Raw genomic sequence first — 16,540 nt, forward strand, 5'->3', positions numbered from 1 at the left:
TTTAAGAAAAAGACATGAGAAAAAGAGCGGCAAAGAAAAGACCACTTTTACCGGATCCAAGGTTTAATGACCAATTAGTAACGCGTTTTGTGAATAACTTAATGTGGGATGGTAAGAAATCTACAGCTTTTAAAGTATTTTATGATGCAATTGATATCATTGAAACTAAAAAGCAAAATGATGAGAAAACTTCATTAGAGATCTGGAAAGATGCTTTAACTAACGTTATGCCTCACGTAGAAGTACGTAGCCGTAGAGTTGGTGGAGCTACATTCCAAATTCCAATGCAGATTCGTCCAGACAGAAAAATTTCTATGGCAATGAAGTGGTTAATACTTTATTCAAGAAGAAGAAATGAAAAATCTATGGCACAACGTTTAGCGTCAGAATGTTTAGCTGCTGCTAAAGAAGAAGGTGCTGCGGTTAAGAAAAGAATGGATACTCACAAAATGGCAGAAGCTAATAAAGCATTCTCTCACTTTAGATTTTAATTCGTAAGAAATGGCTAGAGATTTAAAATATACAAGAAATATCGGGATCGCTGCTCACATTGATGCTGGTAAAACAACAACTACTGAGCGTATTCTTTTTTATACTGGAAAGTCACACAAAATTGGTGAGGTGCACGATGGTGCTGCAACAATGGACTGGATGGCGCAAGAGCAAGAAAGAGGTATTACAATTACATCTGCTGCTACAACTTGTACTTGGAATTTTCCAACTGAGCAAGGTAAAGTTCTTCCAGAATCATTGCCTTACCACTTTAATATTATTGATACTCCTGGACACGTTGACTTTACTGTAGAGGTAAACCGTTCTTTACGTGTACTTGATGGTTTGGTTTTCTTATTTAGTGCTGTTGATGGTGTTGAGCCTCAATCAGAAACTAACTGGAGACTTGCTGATCAATATAGAGTTCCTCGTATGGGATTCGTAAATAAAATGGACCGTCAAGGTGCTAACTTTTTAGCTGTATGCGGACAGGTTAAAGATATGTTGAAATCGAATGCGGTTGCAATTACTTTGCCTATTGGTGATGAAGCGGATTTTAAAGGTATTGTTGACTTAGTGAAAAATCAAGCTATTGTATGGCATGATGAAACTCAAGGAGCTACTTTTGATATCGTTGATATCCCAGCTGATATGGTTGATGATGTAAAACACTACCGTTCTATCCTTATTGAAGAGATTGCAACTTATGATGAGAATCTTTTGGATAAATACATGGAAGATGAAAACTCTATTACAGAGGAAGAAATCAACAATGCATTAAGAGCGGCTACAATTGATATGGCAATCATTCCTATGCTTGCTGGTTCTTCTTTCAAAAACAAAGGAGTTCAGTTTATGTTAGATGCTGTTTGTAAGTATTTACCATCTCCATTGGATAAAGAAGGTATTGAAGGAATTCACCCTGATGATGCTGAATTATTAGAAGAAGATCAAACTAAAATCTTACGTCGTCCAGATGTAAAAGAGCCGTTTGCTGCTTTGGCATTTAAAATTGCTACTGATCCATTCGTAGGTCGTTTAGCTTTCTTCCGTGCTTATTCTGGACGTTTAGATGCTGGTTCTTACGTTTTAAATACTCGTTCTGGTAACAAAGAGAGAATCTCTCGTATTTACCAAATGCACGCTAACAAACAAAATCCAATCGAATATATTGAGGCTGGAGATATTGGAGCTGCTGTAGGATTTAAAGATATCAAAACTGGAGATACACTTTGTGATGAAAAGAATCCAATTATTTTGGAGTCTATGAAATTCCCAGAGCCTGTAATTGGTATTGCTATCGAGCCTAAAACTAAAGCTGACGTAGATAAAATGGGTATGGCTTTGGCTAAATTAGCTGAAGAAGATCCAACATTTACTGTAAGAACTGATGAGGCTTCAGGTCAAACTATTATTTCTGGTATGGGTGAGCTTCACTTAGATATCTTAGTTGATCGTATGAAACGTGAGTTTAAGGTAGAGGTTAATCAAGGTGAGCCACAAGTAGAGTACAAAGAGGCGTTTACTAAATCTGCTCAACATAGAGAAACTTACAAAAAACAATCTGGAGGTCGTGGTAAATTCGGTGATATCGTATTTAGAATCGAGCCTGCTGATGAGGTTGATGGTAAAGTTCCAGTTGGATTGCAATTCGTAAATGAGGTAAAAGGTGGTAACGTACCAAAAGAGTATATTCCTGCTGTTGAAAAAGGTTTCCGTGAGGCTATGAAAACAGGTCCGTTAGCTGGGTATGCTGTTGATAGTTTGAAAGTAACTTTATTAGATGGATCTTTCCACCCTGTGGATTCTGATGCTCTTTCTTTTGAATTAGCTGCTAGAATGGGTTATAAAGAGTCAGGACGTGCTGCTGGAGCTGTTATTCTTGAGCCAATCATGAAAATCGAAGTTATTACTCCAGAAGAAAATATGGGTGATATCGTTGGTGACTTGAACCGTCGTAGAGGTCAGGTAAATGATATGGGTGATAGAAATGGTGCTAAAACTATTAAAGCTGATGTGCCTTTATCAGAAATGTTTGGTTATGTAACTACATTAAGAACATTATCTTCTGGTAGAGCAACTTCAACAATGGAGTTTTCTCACTATGCAGAAACACCTTCTAATATTTCAGAAGAGGTAATCAAAAAAGCAAAAGGTAACGCTTAATTTTAAGAAAATGAGTCAAAAAATCAGAATAAAACTAAAATCTTACGATCACATGTTGGTAGATAAATCTGCTGAAAAGATCGTAAAAACAGTAAAAACTACTGGAGCAGTTGTAACAGGTCCTATTCCGTTGCCAACTCACAAAAAACTTTTCACTGTATTACGTTCTCCGCACGTTAACAAAAAAGCGAGAGAGCAATTTGAAGTAATGTCATACAAGAGATTGATTGATATTTATTCATCTTCATCTAAAACAATTGATGCTTTAATGAAGCTTGAATTGCCAAGTGGTGTTGAAGTAGAGATAAAAGTATAATTTTTTTATATTTTTTTTATATAAAAAGCGAGGCAGAAATGTCTCGCTTTTTTTTGTTTTTTAAAGATGATTTTTAGTCTATGGTTTTTTGGTGTTTTGGTGTTTTGTGAATTTTGTATTTTTTGTGTAAAGTCCTTTGTTTTAAGGTGATTCGGAGGTTTTTTGTTTTGTGTTTATTATGTAATTGTTAAGTTAGAATTGCTTAAGGAATTGGGGGGGGATTTTTAAATTTCAAGATTTGAATAGTTGTTTTTGATACTATTTTGACGCTTGGATTTTGATAATGAGCGATTTAATTTTTGTAACTGTTTGGTATATTCAATTTTAATGTCTACTTTTGCACTCCCTGTTTGGAAATTTGTGTGATTTTCAAATTGAAGGGAGTTTTAGTAATTAATAATTAATATTTATGTCTGGGTTAATTGGTAAGAAAATCGGCATGACTAGTATTTTTGACGAAAACGGGAAAAACATTCCTTGTACAGTAATCGAAGCTGGTCCATGCGTTGTTACCCAAGTCAGAACCAACGAGGTTGACGGGTATGAAGCGTTGCAACTTGGTTTCGATGACAAAAACGAGAAACATTCTACTAAAGCGGCTTTAGGTCACTTTAAAAAAGCTGGAACTGTTGCTAAGAAAAAAGTCGTTGAATTCCAAGATTTTGCAACTGAACAAAAATTAGGAGATCTTATTGATGTTTCTATTTTTGAAGAAGGAGAATTTGTAGATGTACAAGGTGTGTCTAAAGGTAAAGGTTTCCAAGGTGTTGTTAAACGTCACGGTTTTGGTGGTGTTGGACAAGCTACTCATGGTCAGCACAACCGTTTAAGAGCGCCAGGTTCTGTAGGAGCTTCTTCTTATCCATCTAGAGTATTCAAAGGAATGCGTATGGCTGGAAGAATGGGAGGAGAAAATGTAAAAGTTCAAAACCTTAGAGTTTTAAAAGTGGTTGCTGAAAAGAACCTACTTGTTGTTAAAGGATGTGTTCCTGGTCACAAAAACTCTTATGTAATCATTCAGAAGTAATGGAAGTAAAAGTATTAGATTTCAACGGAAAAGATACTGGTAGAAAAGTTCAACTTTCTGATTCAGTATTTGCAATTGAGCCAAACAAGCATGCGGTATATCTTGATGTTAAGCAATATCTTGCTAATCAAAGACAAGGTACTCATAAAGCTAAAGAAAGAGCTGAAGTAACTGGAAGTACTCGTAAGATTAAAAAACAAAAAGGAACTGGTACTGCGCGTGCAGGAAGTGTTAAGAATCCTTTGTTTAAAGGTGGTGGAACGGTTTTTGGACCAAGACCTAGAAGTTATTCATTCAAATTGAATAAAAATTTAAAGAGATTAGCTAGAAAATCAGCTTTCTCTATTAAAGCAAAAGAGTCAAATATTGTAGTTCTTGAGGACTTTAATTTTGAAACACCAAACACTAAAAATTTCATTAACGTTTTGAAAGCTTTAGGGTTAGAGAATAAAAAATCTTTATTCGTGTTGGGTGAGTCAAATAAAAACGTATATTTGTCGTCACGTAATTTAAAGGCTTCAAATGTCGTAACTAGCTCAGAATTAAGCACTTACGCAATATTAAACGCTAATAATTTAGTGCTTTTAGAAGGTTCTTTAGAGTTAATTGAAGAAAATTTAAGTAAATAATAGGAATATGAGCATCATTATTAGACCTATAGTAACGGAAAAAGTAACCAAAGAAAGTGAAGTTCTAAACCGCTTCGGATTCGTTGTTGACAAAAAAGCAAACAAAGTTGAGATTAAGAAAGCTGTTGAAGCTGCTTATGGAGTAACTATCGTTTCTGTTAATACAATGAATGTGAGACCAGATAGATCTACTAAATACACTAAAAGTGGTTTAATCAGTGGAAAGACAAATGCATATAAAAAAGCAATTGTTCAAGTACAAGAAGGAGAAACAATTGATTTTTACAACAATATCTAAGATAGAAAAATGTCAGTAAGAAAATTAAAACCTATTACCCCAGGTCAGCGATTTAGAGTTGTGAATGGTTATGACGCCATTACAACTGATAAGCCGGAACGCTCTTTGATAGCGCCGATAAAAAACTCTGGAGGTAGAAATAGTCAAGGAAAGATGACCATGCGTTATACGGGTGGTGGTCACAAGCAGAGATATCGTATTATCGATTTCAAAAGAACTAAAGATGGAATTCCAGCTACAGTGAAATCAATTGAATACGATCCAAATCGTACTGCGTTTATTGCTTTATTAGCTTATGCTGATGGAGAGAAAACTTATATTATCGCTCAAAATGGATTGAAAGTTGGTCAGAAATTAGTTTCTGGACCAGAATCTCAACCAGAGATTGGTAATACTTTACCTTTAAGCAGAATTCCTCTTGGAACTGTTATATCTTGTATTGAGTTACGTCCAGGACAAGGAGCTGTTATTGCTCGTTCAGCTGGAACTTTTGCTCAGTTAATGGCAAGAGACGGGAAATATGCAACAATTAAAATGCCATCTGGAGAGACAAGATTAATCTTGTTGACATGTTCGGCTACAATTGGAGCTGTTTCTAACTCTGACCATCAATTAGTTGTATCTGGAAAAGCAGGTAGAACAAGATGGTTAGGAAGAAGACCTAGAACTAGACCAGTAGCGATGAACCCAGTTGATCACCCTATGGGAGGTGGTGAAGGACGTTCTTCTGGAGGGCACCCACGTTCAAGAAACGGATTGCCAGCTAAAGGTTACAGAACTCGTTCTAAGAAAAACCCGAGTAACAAGTATATCGTAGAACGTAGAAAGAAATAATAAGATATGGCACGTTCATTAAAAAAAGGACCTTTCGTTCATTATAAATTAGACAAGAAAGTTCAAGAAAACGTAGAAAGTGGTAAAAATGCAGTTGTTAAGACTTGGTCTAGAGCTTCAATGATTACTCCAGATTTCGTTGGACAAACTATCGCAGTTCATAACGGTCGTCAATTTGTACCAGTTTACGTAACAGAAAACATGGTAGGTCACAAATTAGGAGAGTTTTCACCAACTAGATCTTTTAGAGGTCATGCTGGAGCAAAAAATAAAGGTAAAAAATAAGAAGCAATGGGAGTTCGTAAAAGAGAAACAGCAGATGCGAGAAAAGAGGCTAATAAGTCTATTGCTTTCGCAAAATTGAATAACTGCCCTACTTCACCTAGAAAAATGCGCTTAGTAGCGGACTTGGTAAGAGGTCAGAAGGTAGAAAGAGCACTTAACATTTTAAGATTCAGTTCTAAAGAAGCTTCAAGAAAATTAGAAAAACTATTATTATCTGCAATCAACAACTGGGAGCAAAAAAATAGTGAAGGTAATTTAGAAGAAGCTGGATTATTTGTTAAAGAGATCAGAGTAGATGGTGGAATGATGTTGAAAAGACTTCGTCCAGCTCCACAAGGTCGTGCACACAGAATCAGAAAACGTTCTAATCACGTAACAATCGTGCTTGGAGCTATCAATAACACACAAAGCAATTCTTAAGCAGCATGGGACAAAAGACAAATCCAATTGGAAATAGACTTGGTATCATCAGAGGATGGGACTCAAACTGGTATGGTGGAAATGATTACGGTGATAAATTAGCCGAAGATCACAAAATCAGAAAGTATATCCATGCTCGTTTATCAAAAGCTAGTGTATCAAAAGTAATCATCGAGAGAACTTTAAAACTTGTAACCGTTACTATCACTACTGCTAGACCTGGTATCATTATCGGAAAAGGTGGACAAGAGGTAGACAAGTTAAAAGAAGAACTTAAGAAAGTTACTGACAAAGAGGTTCAAATCAACATCTTTGAAATCAAAAGACCTGAGTTAGATGCTTATCTTGTGGCGACAAGCATCGCTCGTCAAATCGAAAGCCGTATTTCTTACAGACGTGCAATCAAAATGGCTATTGCTGCTTCTATGCGTATGAACGCTGAAGGTATCAAAGTTTTGATTTCTGGTCGTTTGAATGGTGCTGAGATGGCGCGTTCAGAAGGTTTCAAAGAAGGTAGAATTCCTCTATCAACTTTCAGAGCTGACATTGATTATGCTCTTGCTGAAGCTCATACTACTTATGGTAGAATGGGAATTAAAGTATGGATCATGAAAGGTGAGGTTTACGGTAAGAGAGAACTTTCTCCACTTGCTGGAATGGATAAAAAACAATCTGGTACAGGTGGTGGAAAAGGTGGAGATGCTCCTAGAGGCAAATCTAACTTTAACAAAGGTGGAAAACCAGACGCTCGTAAAAGAAAGTAAATTTTTAAACTAAAGAAAAATGTTACAGCCTAAAAGAACAAAATACCGTAAGGTACAAAAAGGTAGAATGAAAGGTAACTCTCAAAGAGGGCATGAACTTTCAAATGGAATGTTTGGTATTAAATCTGTACATGAAGATGGAATGTTCTTAACTTCTCGTCAAATCGAAGCTGCGCGTATCGCTGCAACTCGTTATATGAAAAGAGAGGGACAATTATGGATTAAAATTTTCCCAGACAAACCTATTACTAAGAAACCTCTTGAAGTACGTATGGGTAAAGGTAAAGGAGCAGTTGAGTATTGGGCTGCTGTTGTTAAACCAGGAAGAATTATGTTTGAAGTTGGAGGAGTTCCATTGTCAGTTGCAAAAGAGGCTTTACGTCTTGCAGCTCAAAAACTTCCAGTAAAAACTAAGTTCGTCGTTGCTAGAGATTTCGAAGCATAATTTATATTTATTATGAAACAATCAGAAATAAAAGATCTTTCTGCAGCGGAGTTGCAAGAAAAGCTTAGTCAAACTAAGAAAGTATATGCTGACCTAAAAATGGCTCACGCAATCTCTCCAATTGCTAACCCACTTCAAATTAGAAGCGTTAGAAGAACAGTTGCAAGATTAGCTACAGAGTTAACTAAAAGAGAGTTACAATAATTGTATTCTGCTGAAAGATGGAAGAAAAAAGAAATTTAAGAAAAGAAAGAATAGGTGTTGTTACTTCAAATAAGATGGATAAATCTATCGTTATTTCAGAAGTAAGAAAAGTAAAACACCCATTATACGGTAAGTTCGTGTTGAAAACTAAGAAATATGTTGCACACGACGAAACAAACGACTGTAACATTGGTGATACTGTAAGAATTAGCGAAACGCGTCCTTTAAGTAAAACAAAATGTTGGAGATTAGTTGAAATCTTAGAAAGAGCTAAATAATTATGGTACAACAAGAATCAAGACTAAAAGTAGCAGATAACACGGGAGCTAAAGAAGTTTTAACTATTCGTGTTTTAGGAGGTACTAAAAGAAGATATGCCTCTGTTGGTGACAAAATTGTAGTTTCTATCAAAGATGCAACTCCAAACGGAAACGTTAAAAAAGGAGCTGTTTCAACTGCAGTTGTTGTACGTACTAAAAAAGAAGTGAGAAGAGCTGATGGTTCTTATATCCGTTTCGATGACAATGCATGTGTTCTTTTGAACGCTGCAGGAGAAATGAGAGGAACACGTGTTTTTGGTCCGGTAGCAAGAGAACTTCGTGAAAAACAATTCATGAAAATTGTATCATTAGCACCAGAAGTGCTTTAATTCGTTTTAAGATGATAAAGCTAAAAATAAAATCAGGAGATATCGTAAGAGTTATTGCTGGAGACCATAAAGGTGCTGAAGGTAAAGTTTTACGTGTTTACCGTGAGAAAAATAAAGCGATAGTTGAAGGTGTAAACATGGTTTCAAAACATACAAAACCAAGTGCTAAAAACCCTCAAGGTGGTATCGTTAAGAAAGAAGCTTCTATTCAAATTTCTAACATTGCTTTAATTGATCCTAAAACTAAGGAAACAACTAGAGTAGGTATTAGAGTAGAAGGAGATAAGAAAGTAAGATTTTCAAAAAAATCTAATCAAGTACTATAGTAATGGCATATACACCTAGACTAAAAGAAGAATATAAGAGTAGAGTAATCTCTGCTCTTAAAGAAGAGTTCGGATATACAAACGTAATGCAAGTTCCTAAACTTGAAAAAATCGTTTTGAGCCGTGGAGTTGGTGCAGCTGTATCTGATAAAAAACTTATTGACTATGCAGTTGATGAGTTGACAAAGATCACTGGACAAAAAGCAGTATCTACAATTTCTAAGAAAGACGTTGCGTCTTTCAAATTAAGAAAAGGGATGCCTATTGGAGCAAAAGTAACTTTACGTGGAGAAAGAATGTATGAGTTTTTAGATAGACTTATTACTTCTGCTTTACCACGTGTTAGAGATTTCGGTGGTATTAAAGCTACTGGTTTCGACGGAAGAGGTAACTATAACCTTGGAGTTTTGGAGCAAATCATTTTCCCAGAAATTGATATTGACAAAGTAAACAAAATTTCAGGAATGGATATTACTTTTGTTACTACTGCAAAAACAGACAAGGAAGCAAAGTCATTATTGGCTGAATTAGGATTACCTTTTAAAAAGAATTAAGACATGGCTAAAGAATCAATGAAAGCCCGCGAGGTTAAAAGAGAGAAAACGGTAGCTAAATATGCTGAGAAGAGAAAAGCTTTATTAGAAGCTGGAGACTACGAAGGTTTACAAAGATTACCTAAAAATGCTTCACCAGTTCGTTTGCACAATCGTTGTAAATTAACAGGTAGACCTAGAGGTTATATCCGTCAATTCGGTATTTCACGTGTAACTTTCCGTGAAATGGCTAACAATGGGTTAATTCCAGGAGTTAAAAAGGCTTCTTGGTAATCTCGCAATAAGTTATTACTTTTGCAAACCAAAAAATAATTTTAATTGATTAAAGGTTCGGGAGACGAGTGTCTCCCGAAAACCATAATCGCAATCAAATACATATGTATACAGATCCTATTGCAGATTATTTGACTAGAGTTCGTAACGCTGTGGCTGCAAACCACAAAGTTGTTGAAATTCCAGCTTCTAATCTTAAAAAAGAGATAACTAAGATCTTATTTGATCAAGGTTATATCTTAAGTTACAAATTTGAGCAGAACACAGTACAAGGTTCTATCAAAATTGCTTTAAAGTATGATAAAGATACTAAAGAGCCTGTAATCAAAGATATCCAAAGAATTAGTAAACCTGGTTTACGTAAGTACGCAGGTGCTGCCAAATTACCTAGAATCCTTAACGGATTAGGAATTGCTATTGTTTCTACATCAAAAGGTTTGATGACTGGAAAACAAGCTAAGCAATTAAATGTAGGTGGTGAAGTAATTTGTTACGTATACTAATTTTAAACACTAGATAAGATGTCAAGAATAGGTAAAAGCCCAATTGTAATCCCTGCTGGTGTAACTGTTGAAGTTAAAGACGGTGTTATTACAGTAAAAGGAAAAAGAGGTCAATTAGTTCAGGAGTTTTCGGACGTAACTGTAACTGTTGAAGGCGATCAAGTTTTAGTTGAAAGATCGTCTGATCATAAAGACCATAGAGCAAAACACGGATTATTCAGATCTTTGATCAGTAATATGATTGTTGGTGTTTCTGAAGGTTTCACAAAAGAACTAGAATTAGTTGGAGTTGGTTATAGAGCTTCAAACCAAGGTCAAAAATTAGATTTAGCTCTTGGATATTCTCACAATATTGTTTTAGAAATTGCTCCTGAAGTATCTCTAGAAACAGTATCTGAAAAAGGTAAGAACCCAATTGTAAAATTAACATCATTTGATAAACAACTTTTAGGTCAAGTTGCTGCGAAAATCAGAGGTTTCCGTAAGCCTGAGCCATACAAAGGAAAAGGTGTTAAATTTGTGGGTGAAGTATTAAGAAGAAAAGCAGGTAAATCAGCTTAAAAAATAAGATTATGTCATTAACAAAATCTGAAAGAAGACAGAGAATTAAATTCAGAATTAGAAAATCGGTTAGTGGTTCTGCTGCTAGACCTAGACTTTCTGTATTTAGAAGTAATAAAGAAATTTACGCTCAAATTATTGATGATGTAAATGGAGTTACTATATTAGCTGCATCTTCAAGAGAAAAAGAAATAGGAAAAGGTACTAACGTTGAAGTAGCTGCTGCTGTTGGAAAATTAGTTGCAGAGAAAGCGTTAAAAGCTGGGATTGATACCATCACTTTTGATAGAGGTGGATATTTATATCACGGTCGTATTAAATCATTAGCGGAAGGCGCAAGAGCTGCTGGACTTAAATTCTAATATATTATGTCTAAATACAAAAATGTAGAATTGGTAAAACCTAGTGGTCTTGAACTTAAAGATCGTCTAGTAAGTGTTAATCGTGTTACTAAAGTTACAAAAGGTGGTAGAGCTTTCGGTTTTTCTGCTATTGTAGTTGTAGGTGATGAAAATGGAGTAGTTGGTCATGGATTAGGAAAATCTAAAGACGTTTCTGAAGCAATTGCGAAAGCAGTAGAAGATGCTAAGAAAAACTTAGTGAGAATTCCTTTGAATGGACAATCTGTTCCTCACGAACAAAAAGGTAAATTTGGTGGTGCTCGTGTATTCTTAATTCCAGCGTCTCATGGTACTGGAGTTATTGCTGGTGGAGCTGTTCGTTCAGTTCTTGAGTCAGTAGGTATTCACGATGTATTGTCTAAATCTCAAGGATCATCAAATCCGCATAACGTAGTTAAAGCAACTTTTGATGCTTTATTGCAAATGAGAAGCGCTCACACTGTTGCAAAACAAAGAGGTGTTTCTTTAGAGAAAGTTTTTAAAGGTTAATTAGGAAATTATGGCTAAATTATTAGTAAAACAAGTAAGAAGCAAAATCAACTGCCCTCTTTCTCAAAAAAGAGGATTGGAAGCTTTAGGTCTACGTAAAATTGGACAAGTTGTGGAGCATGAGTCAAATCCTGCTATCCTTGGGATGATAAACAAAGTTAAACACTTAGTTTCTGTAGAAGAAGCTAAATAACAAATACTGTTATGAATTTAAGTAACTTACAACCTGCTGAGGGATCTACACACAATCAGAATAAAAGATTAGGTAGAGGAGAAGGTTCTGGAAAAGGTGGTACCGCTGCACGTGGACACAAAGGAGCAAAATCTCGTTCTGGTTATTCTAAAAAGATTGGTTTTGAAGGAGGGCAAATGCCACTTCAAAGACGTGTACCTAAGTTTGGTTTCAAAAACATCAATCGTAAAGAATACGAAGGTGTTAATTTAGATACTCTTCAATTATTAGTTGATAACGGTGCAATTACTGATTCTGTTTCTATGGCAGAGTTCGTAGCAAATCGTCTAGCTACTAAAAATGAAATCGTTAAGATTTTAGGTAGAGGAGAATTGAAAGCAAAATTAAAAGTAACTGCCCACAAATTTACTGCTACTGCAAAAGCTGCTATTGAAGCTGCTGGTGGAGAAGCTGTAACTATATAACTTATCTATTAAGATGAAGAAATTTATTGAATCAATAAGTAATGTTTGGAAAATCGAAGAACTAAAAAATAGAATCTTAATTACATTAGGATTACTTTTAGTATATCGTTTTGGAGCACACGTTACGCTTCCTGGAATTGACGCAACGCAATTGACTGGTTTAGCGGGACAAACTAAAAATGGTCTAGGATCTATTCTAGACATGTTCACCGGGGGTGCTTTCTCTAAGGCTTCAGTTTTTGCCTTAGGTATCATGCCTTATATTTCTGCGTCTATTGTTGTTCAGTTGATGGGGATTGCGATTCCATATTTACAAAAACTTCAAAATGATGGGGAAAGTGGTAGAACAAAGATTAATCAAATCACTCGTTGGTTGACAATCGCTATCACATTGGTTCAAGGTCCAACTTATATCTATAATTTATACAGAACATTGCCTAGTAATGCATTTTTGCTAGGCTTTAATTCTCCTGAATTTTTGTTCTCGTCTGTTATCATTTTAGTTACAGGTACTATTTTTGCTATGTGGCTTGGAGAGAAAATTACAGATAAAGGTATTGGAAATGGTATTTCATTGTTAATTATGGTTGGTATTTTAGCTCGTTTACCGCAAGCTTTTATCCAAGAGTTTACAACTCGTGTTACCAATAACAATGGAGGTCCAATGTTATTAGTTATTGAAATTATTGTGTGGTTATTAGTTATCATTTCTTGTGTATTGCTTACAATGGCAGTACGTAGAATCCCGGTACAGTACGCTCGTCGTACAACAACTGGAGATTACGAGCAAGATTTGGCAGGAGGTAATAGACAATGGATTCCTCTTAAGCTTAATGCTTCTGGAGTTATGCCAATTATTTTTGCTCAGGCAATTATGTTTATTCCTGCGGCTGTAGCCGGATTGTCTAAATCAGATACATCACAATCTATTGTTGGTGCATTTAGTAATATGTTTGGTTTCTGGTATAATTTTGTTTTTGCAACTTTAATTATTGTATTTACATTCTTTTATACTGCAATCACTGTACCTACTAACAAAATGGCTGATGATTTAAAGAGAAGCGGTGGTTTTATTCCAGGAGTTCGTCCAGGAGCTGAAACTTCAGATTTCTTAGATAAAGTGATGTCTTTAATAACTTTCCCAGGATCTTTATTCCTTGCTTTGATTGCTGTGTTCCCAGCTATTGTTGTAAGTATTATGGATGTACAACAATCTTGGGCAATGTTTTTTGGAGGTACCTCATTAATAATTATGGTTGGAGTTGCAATAGATACTATTCAACAAATCAATTCATATTTGTTAAACAAACATTATGATGGTTTAATGAAGACTGGTAAAAATAGAAAAGCGGTAGCTTAATATATTTATGGCAAAACAATCAGCAATAGAACAAGACGGATCAATCATTGAAGCATTATCAAATGCGATGTTCCGTGTGGAGTTAGAAAATGGACATATTGTAATTGCTCATATTTCTGGAAAAATGCGAATGCATTACATCAAGTTATTACCTGGTGATAAAGTGAAACTAGAAATGAGTCCTTACGATTTGTCAAAAGCAAGAATTACTTATCGATATTAAAGGATATTCACTATGAAAGTTAGAGCATCAGTAAAAAAGAGAAGTGCCGAGTGCATTATCGTGCGTAGAAAAGGGAGACTGTACGTAATAAACAAAAAGAATCCTAGATTTAAACAAAGACAAGGATAATTATGGCAAGAATAGCAGGGGTAGATATCCCAAAAAACAAAAGAGGTGTTATCGCACTTACCTACATCTTTGGATTAGGAAAAAGTAGAGCTATTGAGATTTTAGAAAAAGCTCAAGTTAGCCAAGATAAAAAAGTTCAAGATTGGAATGATGACGAGATCGGAGCGATTCGTGAAGCTGTTTCATTTTACAAAATTGAAGGAGAATTACGTTCTGAAATTTCTTTAAACATTAAACGTTTAATGGATATTGGATGTTACAGAGGTATTCGTCATAGATCTGGTCTTCCATTAAGAGGGCAAAGAACTAAAAACAACTCAAGAACAAGAAAAGGTAAAAGAAAAACTGTTGCTAACAAGAAAAAAGCAACTAAATAATAAGTAATATGGCTAAAGCAACTGCAAAAAAACGTAAAGTTATCGTTGAATCAACGGGTGAGGCTCATATTTCTGCCACTTTTAATAACATTATTATTTCTTTGACTAATAAGAAAGGTGAAGTTATCTCTTGGTCTTCAGCTGGTAAAATGGGTTTCAGAGGTTCTAAAAAGAATACTCCTTATGCAGCTCAAATGGCAGCAGAAGATTGCGCTAAAGTAGCACTTGAGGCAGGACTTAAAAAAGTGAAGGTTTATGTAAAAGGGCCAGGTAACGGACGTGAGTCTGCTATCCGTTCTATTCATAACGGTGGAATTGAAGTTACTGAGATTATCGATGTTACTCCAATGCCGCACAACGGATGTCGTCCTCCAAAAAGACGTAGAGTTTAATTTTTTATTTTTATAGTATAAACAAGGTAGAACATAGATTATCGAAGGATTAGACCTGAATTCATAATTTCTACCTTAAATTTTTTTTAAAATGGCAAGATATACTGGTCCTAAAACCAAAATCGCTCGTAAATTTGGCGAGGCAATCTTCGGAGATGATAAATCTTTCGAAAAAAGAAATTACCCACCTGGACAACACGGGATGGCTAAAAAAAGAGGAAAAAAATCTGAGTACGCTGTTCAGTTAATGGAAAAGCAAAAAGCTAAATATTCTTACGGAATTTTAGAAAAACAATTCAGAAATTTATTCGAAAAAGCATCAGCTACAAAAGGAGTAACTGGTGAAGTTTTATTACAATTATGCGAAGCAAGATTAGATAATGTTGTTTTTAGAATGGGAATTGCTCCATCTAGAAGAGGTGCGCGTCAAATCGTTTCTCACAGACACATTACTGTAAATGGAGAGGTTGTTAATATTCCTTCTTACCACCTTAAGCCTGGTGATAAAGTTGCAGTTCGTGAAAAATCTAAATCTCTAGAAGCTATCGAACGTTCTTTATCAAATTCAAGTCATGTTTATGAATGGATTACTTGGAACAATGATCTTAAAGAAGGAACTTTCGTTTCTGTACCTGCGAGACTTCAAATTCCAGAAAACATTAAAGAACAATTAATCGTAGAGTTGTACAACAAATAATAATTGACTTAGTCGAAATTTATGGCAATATTTAATTTTCAAAAGCCCGATAAAGTTATCATGATCGATTCAACCGATTTTGAAGGTAAATTTGAGTTTAGACCTTTAGAACCTGGTTACGGATTGACAGTTGGTAATGCACTTAGAAGAGTTTTGCTTTCAGCATTAGAAGGTTATGCAATTACATCTGTTCGTATCGAAGGTGTAGATCATGAGTTTTCTACTATTTCAGGTGTTGTTGAAGATGTTACCGAAATTATCCTTAATCTAAAACAAGTACGTTTCAAACGTCAAATTGAAGATATCGATAATGAATCAGTTACTATTTCTGTTTCTGGTAAAGATCAATTAACAGCAGGTGATTTTCAAAAATTTATTTCAGGTTTCCAAGTTCTGAATCCAGACCTAGTTATCTGTAATTTAGATTCTAAAATCAAATTGAATTTCGATTTAACTATCGAAAAAGGTAGAGGATACGTGCCTGCTGAAGAGAACAAAAAACAGAATGCTGCAATTGGAACGATTTTTACAGATTCTATTTTTACTCCGGTAAAAAATGTAAAATATGCAATCGAAAATTTCCGTGTAGAGCAAAAAACAGATTACGAAAAATTGGTTTTTGAAATCAAAACTGATGGATCTATCAATCCAAAAGATGCTCTTACTGAAGCTGCTAAAGTTTTAATTCACCATTTCATGTTATTCTCTGATGAAAGAATTACACTTGAGGCTGACGAAATTGCACAAACAGAATCGTATGATGAAGAGTCATTGCATATGAGACAATTGCTTAAAACTAAGCTTGTTGATATGGATTTATCTGTGAGAGCATTAAATTGCTTGAAAGCGGCTGAAGTTGATACACTTGGTGATTTAGTATCTTTCAATAAAAATGACCTAATGAAATTCCGTAATTTCGGTAAAAAATCTTTAACTGAACTTGATGAACTTGTTGCAGTTAAGAATTTAACTTTCGGGATGGATTTAGCTAAATACAAATTAGATAAAGAATAATTTACTTCATATTTTGCTCTCCATAGTGGATTGTAGCAAGATGAAGATAAAAAAA

Annotated in this window: 30 protein-coding genes; all 30 read left to right on the forward strand. The window is 35.1% G+C overall.

All coding sequences use genetic code 11. The features are described from left to right. Positions 1-14: 14 nt before the first annotated feature. Positions 15-491, forward strand: coding sequence for a 30S ribosomal protein S7 (gene rpsG, locus GSY47_RS19835; RefSeq protein WP_026727879.1), 477 nt, complete (start codon positions 15-17; stop codon positions 489-491). A gap of 10 nt (positions 492-501) precedes the next feature. After that, positions 502-2,658 carry an elongation factor G gene (gene fusA / locus GSY47_RS19840; RefSeq protein WP_163407836.1) on the forward strand — a complete coding sequence of 719 codons (2,157 nt, stop codon included), beginning with the start codon at positions 502-504 and terminating at the stop codon, positions 2,656-2,658. A 10-nt stretch (positions 2,659-2,668) separates the two neighbouring features. Next, entirely contained in the window at positions 2,669-2,974 is a 306-nt protein-coding gene (gene rpsJ, locus GSY47_RS19845) for a 30S ribosomal protein S10 (protein ID WP_007803605.1), read from the forward strand. A gap of 409 nt (positions 2,975-3,383) precedes the next feature. Further along, positions 3,384-4,001 (forward strand): 50S ribosomal protein L3, encoded by a 618-nt coding sequence (gene rplC, locus GSY47_RS19850; RefSeq protein ID WP_091496656.1) that lies wholly within the window; start codon positions 3,384-3,386, stop codon positions 3,999-4,001. After that, on the forward strand, positions 4,001-4,630 hold the full coding sequence (gene rplD / locus GSY47_RS19855; protein WP_091496654.1) for a 50S ribosomal protein L4: 630 nt from the start codon (positions 4,001-4,003) through the stop codon (positions 4,628-4,630). Before rplC ends, rplD begins: the two co-directional genes overlap by 1 nt. 7 nt (positions 4,631-4,637) lie before the next feature. Next, positions 4,638-4,928: a 50S ribosomal protein L23 gene (gene rplW / locus GSY47_RS19860; RefSeq protein ID WP_091496652.1), complete on the forward strand. Its 291-nt coding sequence runs from the start codon at positions 4,638-4,640 to the stop codon at positions 4,926-4,928. Positions 4,929-4,937: 9 nt separating this feature from the next. Next, positions 4,938-5,762, forward strand: a complete 825-nt coding sequence (gene rplB, locus GSY47_RS19865; protein WP_008464287.1) for a 50S ribosomal protein L2 — start codon at positions 4,938-4,940, stop codon at positions 5,760-5,762. A gap of 6 nt (positions 5,763-5,768) precedes the next feature. Further along, entirely contained in the window at positions 5,769-6,047 is a 279-nt protein-coding gene (gene rpsS / locus GSY47_RS19870) for a 30S ribosomal protein S19 (RefSeq protein ID WP_008464288.1), read from the forward strand. A gap of 6 nt (positions 6,048-6,053) precedes the next feature. Further along, entirely contained in the window at positions 6,054-6,467 is a 414-nt protein-coding gene (gene rplV, locus GSY47_RS19875; protein ID WP_007803631.1) for a 50S ribosomal protein L22, read from the forward strand. A 5-nt stretch (positions 6,468-6,472) separates the two neighbouring features. Then, a complete protein-coding gene (gene rpsC / locus GSY47_RS19880; protein WP_008464292.1) occupies positions 6,473-7,231 on the forward strand; it encodes a 30S ribosomal protein S3 in 759 nt (252 codons plus the stop codon). Positions 7,232-7,250: 19 nt separating this feature from the next. Further along, positions 7,251-7,676: a 50S ribosomal protein L16 gene (rplP, locus tag GSY47_RS19885; RefSeq protein ID WP_008464295.1), complete on the forward strand. Its 426-nt coding sequence runs from the start codon at positions 7,251-7,253 to the stop codon at positions 7,674-7,676. Positions 7,677-7,688: 12 nt separating this feature from the next. After that, positions 7,689-7,880: a 50S ribosomal protein L29 gene (rpmC, locus tag GSY47_RS19890; protein ID WP_008464297.1), complete on the forward strand. Its 192-nt coding sequence runs from the start codon at positions 7,689-7,691 to the stop codon at positions 7,878-7,880. Between the two features lie 17 nt (positions 7,881-7,897). Next, the gene (rpsQ, locus tag GSY47_RS19895) at positions 7,898-8,158 is read left to right on the forward strand and encodes a 30S ribosomal protein S17 (RefSeq protein ID WP_012022485.1); all 261 of its coding nucleotides are present in this window, start codon (positions 7,898-7,900) and stop codon (positions 8,156-8,158) included. Positions 8,159-8,160: 2 nt separating this feature from the next. Next, entirely contained in the window at positions 8,161-8,529 is a 369-nt protein-coding gene (gene rplN / locus GSY47_RS19900; protein WP_007803649.1) for a 50S ribosomal protein L14, read from the forward strand. An 11-nt stretch (positions 8,530-8,540) separates the two neighbouring features. Then, the gene (gene rplX, locus GSY47_RS19905) at positions 8,541-8,855 is read left to right on the forward strand and encodes a 50S ribosomal protein L24 (protein WP_026727873.1); all 315 of its coding nucleotides are present in this window, start codon (positions 8,541-8,543) and stop codon (positions 8,853-8,855) included. Positions 8,856-8,857: 2 nt separating this feature from the next. Next, positions 8,858-9,409 (forward strand): 50S ribosomal protein L5, encoded by a 552-nt coding sequence (rplE, locus tag GSY47_RS19910; protein ID WP_012022484.1) that lies wholly within the window; start codon positions 8,858-8,860, stop codon positions 9,407-9,409. A gap of 3 nt (positions 9,410-9,412) precedes the next feature. After that, complete coding sequence (gene rpsN, locus GSY47_RS19915) at positions 9,413-9,682, forward strand: 30S ribosomal protein S14 (RefSeq protein ID WP_008464305.1); 270 nt, start codon at positions 9,413-9,415, stop codon at positions 9,680-9,682. Between the two features lie 104 nt (positions 9,683-9,786). After that, positions 9,787-10,185 carry a 30S ribosomal protein S8 gene (rpsH, locus tag GSY47_RS19920; RefSeq protein ID WP_008464306.1) on the forward strand — a complete coding sequence of 133 codons (399 nt, stop codon included), beginning with the start codon at positions 9,787-9,789 and terminating at the stop codon, positions 10,183-10,185. An 18-nt stretch (positions 10,186-10,203) separates the two neighbouring features. Beyond that, a complete protein-coding gene (rplF, locus tag GSY47_RS19925) occupies positions 10,204-10,746 on the forward strand; it encodes a 50S ribosomal protein L6 (protein ID WP_179002198.1) in 543 nt (180 codons plus the stop codon). Between the two features lie 11 nt (positions 10,747-10,757). Continuing rightward, on the forward strand, positions 10,758-11,108 hold the full coding sequence (rplR, locus tag GSY47_RS19930; RefSeq protein ID WP_035650451.1) for a 50S ribosomal protein L18: 351 nt from the start codon (positions 10,758-10,760) through the stop codon (positions 11,106-11,108). Between the two features lie 3 nt (positions 11,109-11,111). Then, a complete protein-coding gene (gene rpsE, locus GSY47_RS19935) occupies positions 11,112-11,636 on the forward strand; it encodes a 30S ribosomal protein S5 (protein WP_085949269.1) in 525 nt (174 codons plus the stop codon). A 10-nt stretch (positions 11,637-11,646) separates the two neighbouring features. Beyond that, the gene (gene rpmD / locus GSY47_RS19940) at positions 11,647-11,829 is read left to right on the forward strand and encodes a 50S ribosomal protein L30 (protein ID WP_008464315.1); all 183 of its coding nucleotides are present in this window, start codon (positions 11,647-11,649) and stop codon (positions 11,827-11,829) included. A gap of 11 nt (positions 11,830-11,840) precedes the next feature. After that, positions 11,841-12,293: a 50S ribosomal protein L15 gene (gene rplO, locus GSY47_RS19945; RefSeq protein WP_179002200.1), complete on the forward strand. Its 453-nt coding sequence runs from the start codon at positions 11,841-11,843 to the stop codon at positions 12,291-12,293. A 13-nt stretch (positions 12,294-12,306) separates the two neighbouring features. After that, positions 12,307-13,653 carry a preprotein translocase subunit SecY gene (gene secY, locus GSY47_RS19950; RefSeq protein ID WP_179002202.1) on the forward strand — a complete coding sequence of 449 codons (1,347 nt, stop codon included), beginning with the start codon at positions 12,307-12,309 and terminating at the stop codon, positions 13,651-13,653. Positions 13,654-13,660: 7 nt separating this feature from the next. Beyond that, the gene (gene infA, locus GSY47_RS19955; protein WP_007136545.1) at positions 13,661-13,876 is read left to right on the forward strand and encodes a translation initiation factor IF-1; all 216 of its coding nucleotides are present in this window, start codon (positions 13,661-13,663) and stop codon (positions 13,874-13,876) included. 12 nt (positions 13,877-13,888) lie between these two features. Continuing rightward, positions 13,889-14,005: a type B 50S ribosomal protein L36 gene (gene ykgO / locus GSY47_RS19960; RefSeq protein WP_002987490.1), complete on the forward strand. Its 117-nt coding sequence runs from the start codon at positions 13,889-13,891 to the stop codon at positions 14,003-14,005. Positions 14,006-14,007: 2 nt separating this feature from the next. Further along, complete coding sequence (gene rpsM / locus GSY47_RS19965; protein ID WP_008464322.1) at positions 14,008-14,382, forward strand: 30S ribosomal protein S13; 375 nt, start codon at positions 14,008-14,010, stop codon at positions 14,380-14,382. Positions 14,383-14,390: 8 nt separating this feature from the next. After that, positions 14,391-14,774 carry a 30S ribosomal protein S11 gene (gene rpsK, locus GSY47_RS19970; RefSeq protein WP_026727866.1) on the forward strand — a complete coding sequence of 128 codons (384 nt, stop codon included), beginning with the start codon at positions 14,391-14,393 and terminating at the stop codon, positions 14,772-14,774. 91 nt (positions 14,775-14,865) lie between these two features. Further along, entirely contained in the window at positions 14,866-15,471 is a 606-nt protein-coding gene (rpsD, locus tag GSY47_RS19975; RefSeq protein WP_008464326.1) for a 30S ribosomal protein S4, read from the forward strand. Between the two features lie 21 nt (positions 15,472-15,492). Continuing rightward, the gene (locus GSY47_RS19980) at positions 15,493-16,485 is read left to right on the forward strand and encodes a DNA-directed RNA polymerase subunit alpha (protein WP_008464329.1); all 993 of its coding nucleotides are present in this window, start codon (positions 15,493-15,495) and stop codon (positions 16,483-16,485) included. Positions 16,486-16,540 lie beyond the last annotated feature (55 nt).

This window comes from Flavobacterium quisquiliarum, from assembly GCF_019308285.1.
Lineage (GTDB): Bacteria > Bacteroidota > Bacteroidia > Flavobacteriales > Flavobacteriaceae > Flavobacterium > Flavobacterium quisquiliarum.

Excerpts from the sequence above, each read along its gene's own strand:
- rplN (WP_007803649.1), top strand. The coding sequence starts at position 8,161 with ATGGTACAACAAGAATCAAGACTAAAAGTAGCAGATAACACGGGAGCT.
- secY (WP_179002202.1), top strand. The coding sequence starts at position 12,307 with ATGAAGAAATTTATTGAATCAATAAGTAATGTTTGGAAAATCGAAGAA.
- rpsJ (WP_007803605.1), top strand. The coding sequence starts at position 2,669 with ATGAGTCAAAAAATCAGAATAAAACTAAAATCTTACGATCACATGTTG.
- rplX (WP_026727873.1), top strand. The coding sequence starts at position 8,541 with ATGATAAAGCTAAAAATAAAATCAGGAGATATCGTAAGAGTTATTGCT.
- rpmD (WP_008464315.1), top strand. The coding sequence starts at position 11,647 with ATGGCTAAATTATTAGTAAAACAAGTAAGAAGCAAAATCAACTGCCCT.
- rplC (WP_091496656.1), top strand. The coding sequence starts at position 3,384 with ATGTCTGGGTTAATTGGTAAGAAAATCGGCATGACTAGTATTTTTGAC.
- rplE (WP_012022484.1), top strand. The coding sequence starts at position 8,858 with ATGGCATATACACCTAGACTAAAAGAAGAATATAAGAGTAGAGTAATC.
- rpsC (WP_008464292.1), top strand. The coding sequence starts at position 6,473 with ATGGGACAAAAGACAAATCCAATTGGAAATAGACTTGGTATCATCAGA.
- ykgO (WP_002987490.1), top strand. The coding sequence starts at position 13,889 with ATGAAAGTTAGAGCATCAGTAAAAAAGAGAAGTGCCGAGTGCATTATC.
- rplV (WP_007803631.1), top strand. The coding sequence starts at position 6,054 with ATGGGAGTTCGTAAAAGAGAAACAGCAGATGCGAGAAAAGAGGCTAAT.
- rpsN (WP_008464305.1), top strand. The coding sequence starts at position 9,413 with ATGGCTAAAGAATCAATGAAAGCCCGCGAGGTTAAAAGAGAGAAAACG.
- rplF (WP_179002198.1), top strand. The coding sequence starts at position 10,204 with ATGTCAAGAATAGGTAAAAGCCCAATTGTAATCCCTGCTGGTGTAACT.
- rplR (WP_035650451.1), top strand. The coding sequence starts at position 10,758 with ATGTCATTAACAAAATCTGAAAGAAGACAGAGAATTAAATTCAGAATT.
- rplD (WP_091496654.1), top strand. The coding sequence starts at position 4,001 with ATGGAAGTAAAAGTATTAGATTTCAACGGAAAAGATACTGGTAGAAAA.
- rplB (WP_008464287.1), top strand. The coding sequence starts at position 4,938 with ATGTCAGTAAGAAAATTAAAACCTATTACCCCAGGTCAGCGATTTAGA.
- rplO (WP_179002200.1), top strand. The coding sequence starts at position 11,841 with ATGAATTTAAGTAACTTACAACCTGCTGAGGGATCTACACACAATCAG.
- rpsH (WP_008464306.1), top strand. The coding sequence starts at position 9,787 with ATGTATACAGATCCTATTGCAGATTATTTGACTAGAGTTCGTAACGCT.
- rpsQ (WP_012022485.1), top strand. The coding sequence starts at position 7,898 with ATGGAAGAAAAAAGAAATTTAAGAAAAGAAAGAATAGGTGTTGTTACT.
- rplP (WP_008464295.1), top strand. The coding sequence starts at position 7,251 with ATGTTACAGCCTAAAAGAACAAAATACCGTAAGGTACAAAAAGGTAGA.
- rpsS (WP_008464288.1), top strand. The coding sequence starts at position 5,769 with ATGGCACGTTCATTAAAAAAAGGACCTTTCGTTCATTATAAATTAGAC.
- rplW (WP_091496652.1), top strand. The coding sequence starts at position 4,638 with ATGAGCATCATTATTAGACCTATAGTAACGGAAAAAGTAACCAAAGAA.
- fusA (WP_163407836.1), top strand. The coding sequence starts at position 502 with ATGGCTAGAGATTTAAAATATACAAGAAATATCGGGATCGCTGCTCAC.
- rpsG (WP_026727879.1), top strand. The coding sequence starts at position 15 with ATGAGAAAAAGAGCGGCAAAGAAAAGACCACTTTTACCGGATCCAAGG.
- rpmC (WP_008464297.1), top strand. The coding sequence starts at position 7,689 with ATGAAACAATCAGAAATAAAAGATCTTTCTGCAGCGGAGTTGCAAGAA.
- rpsK (WP_026727866.1), top strand. The coding sequence starts at position 14,391 with ATGGCTAAAGCAACTGCAAAAAAACGTAAAGTTATCGTTGAATCAACG.
- rpsD (WP_008464326.1), top strand. The coding sequence starts at position 14,866 with ATGGCAAGATATACTGGTCCTAAAACCAAAATCGCTCGTAAATTTGGC.
- infA (WP_007136545.1), top strand. The coding sequence starts at position 13,661 with ATGGCAAAACAATCAGCAATAGAACAAGACGGATCAATCATTGAAGCA.
- GSY47_RS19980 (WP_008464329.1), top strand. The coding sequence starts at position 15,493 with ATGGCAATATTTAATTTTCAAAAGCCCGATAAAGTTATCATGATCGAT.
- rpsM (WP_008464322.1), top strand. The coding sequence starts at position 14,008 with ATGGCAAGAATAGCAGGGGTAGATATCCCAAAAAACAAAAGAGGTGTT.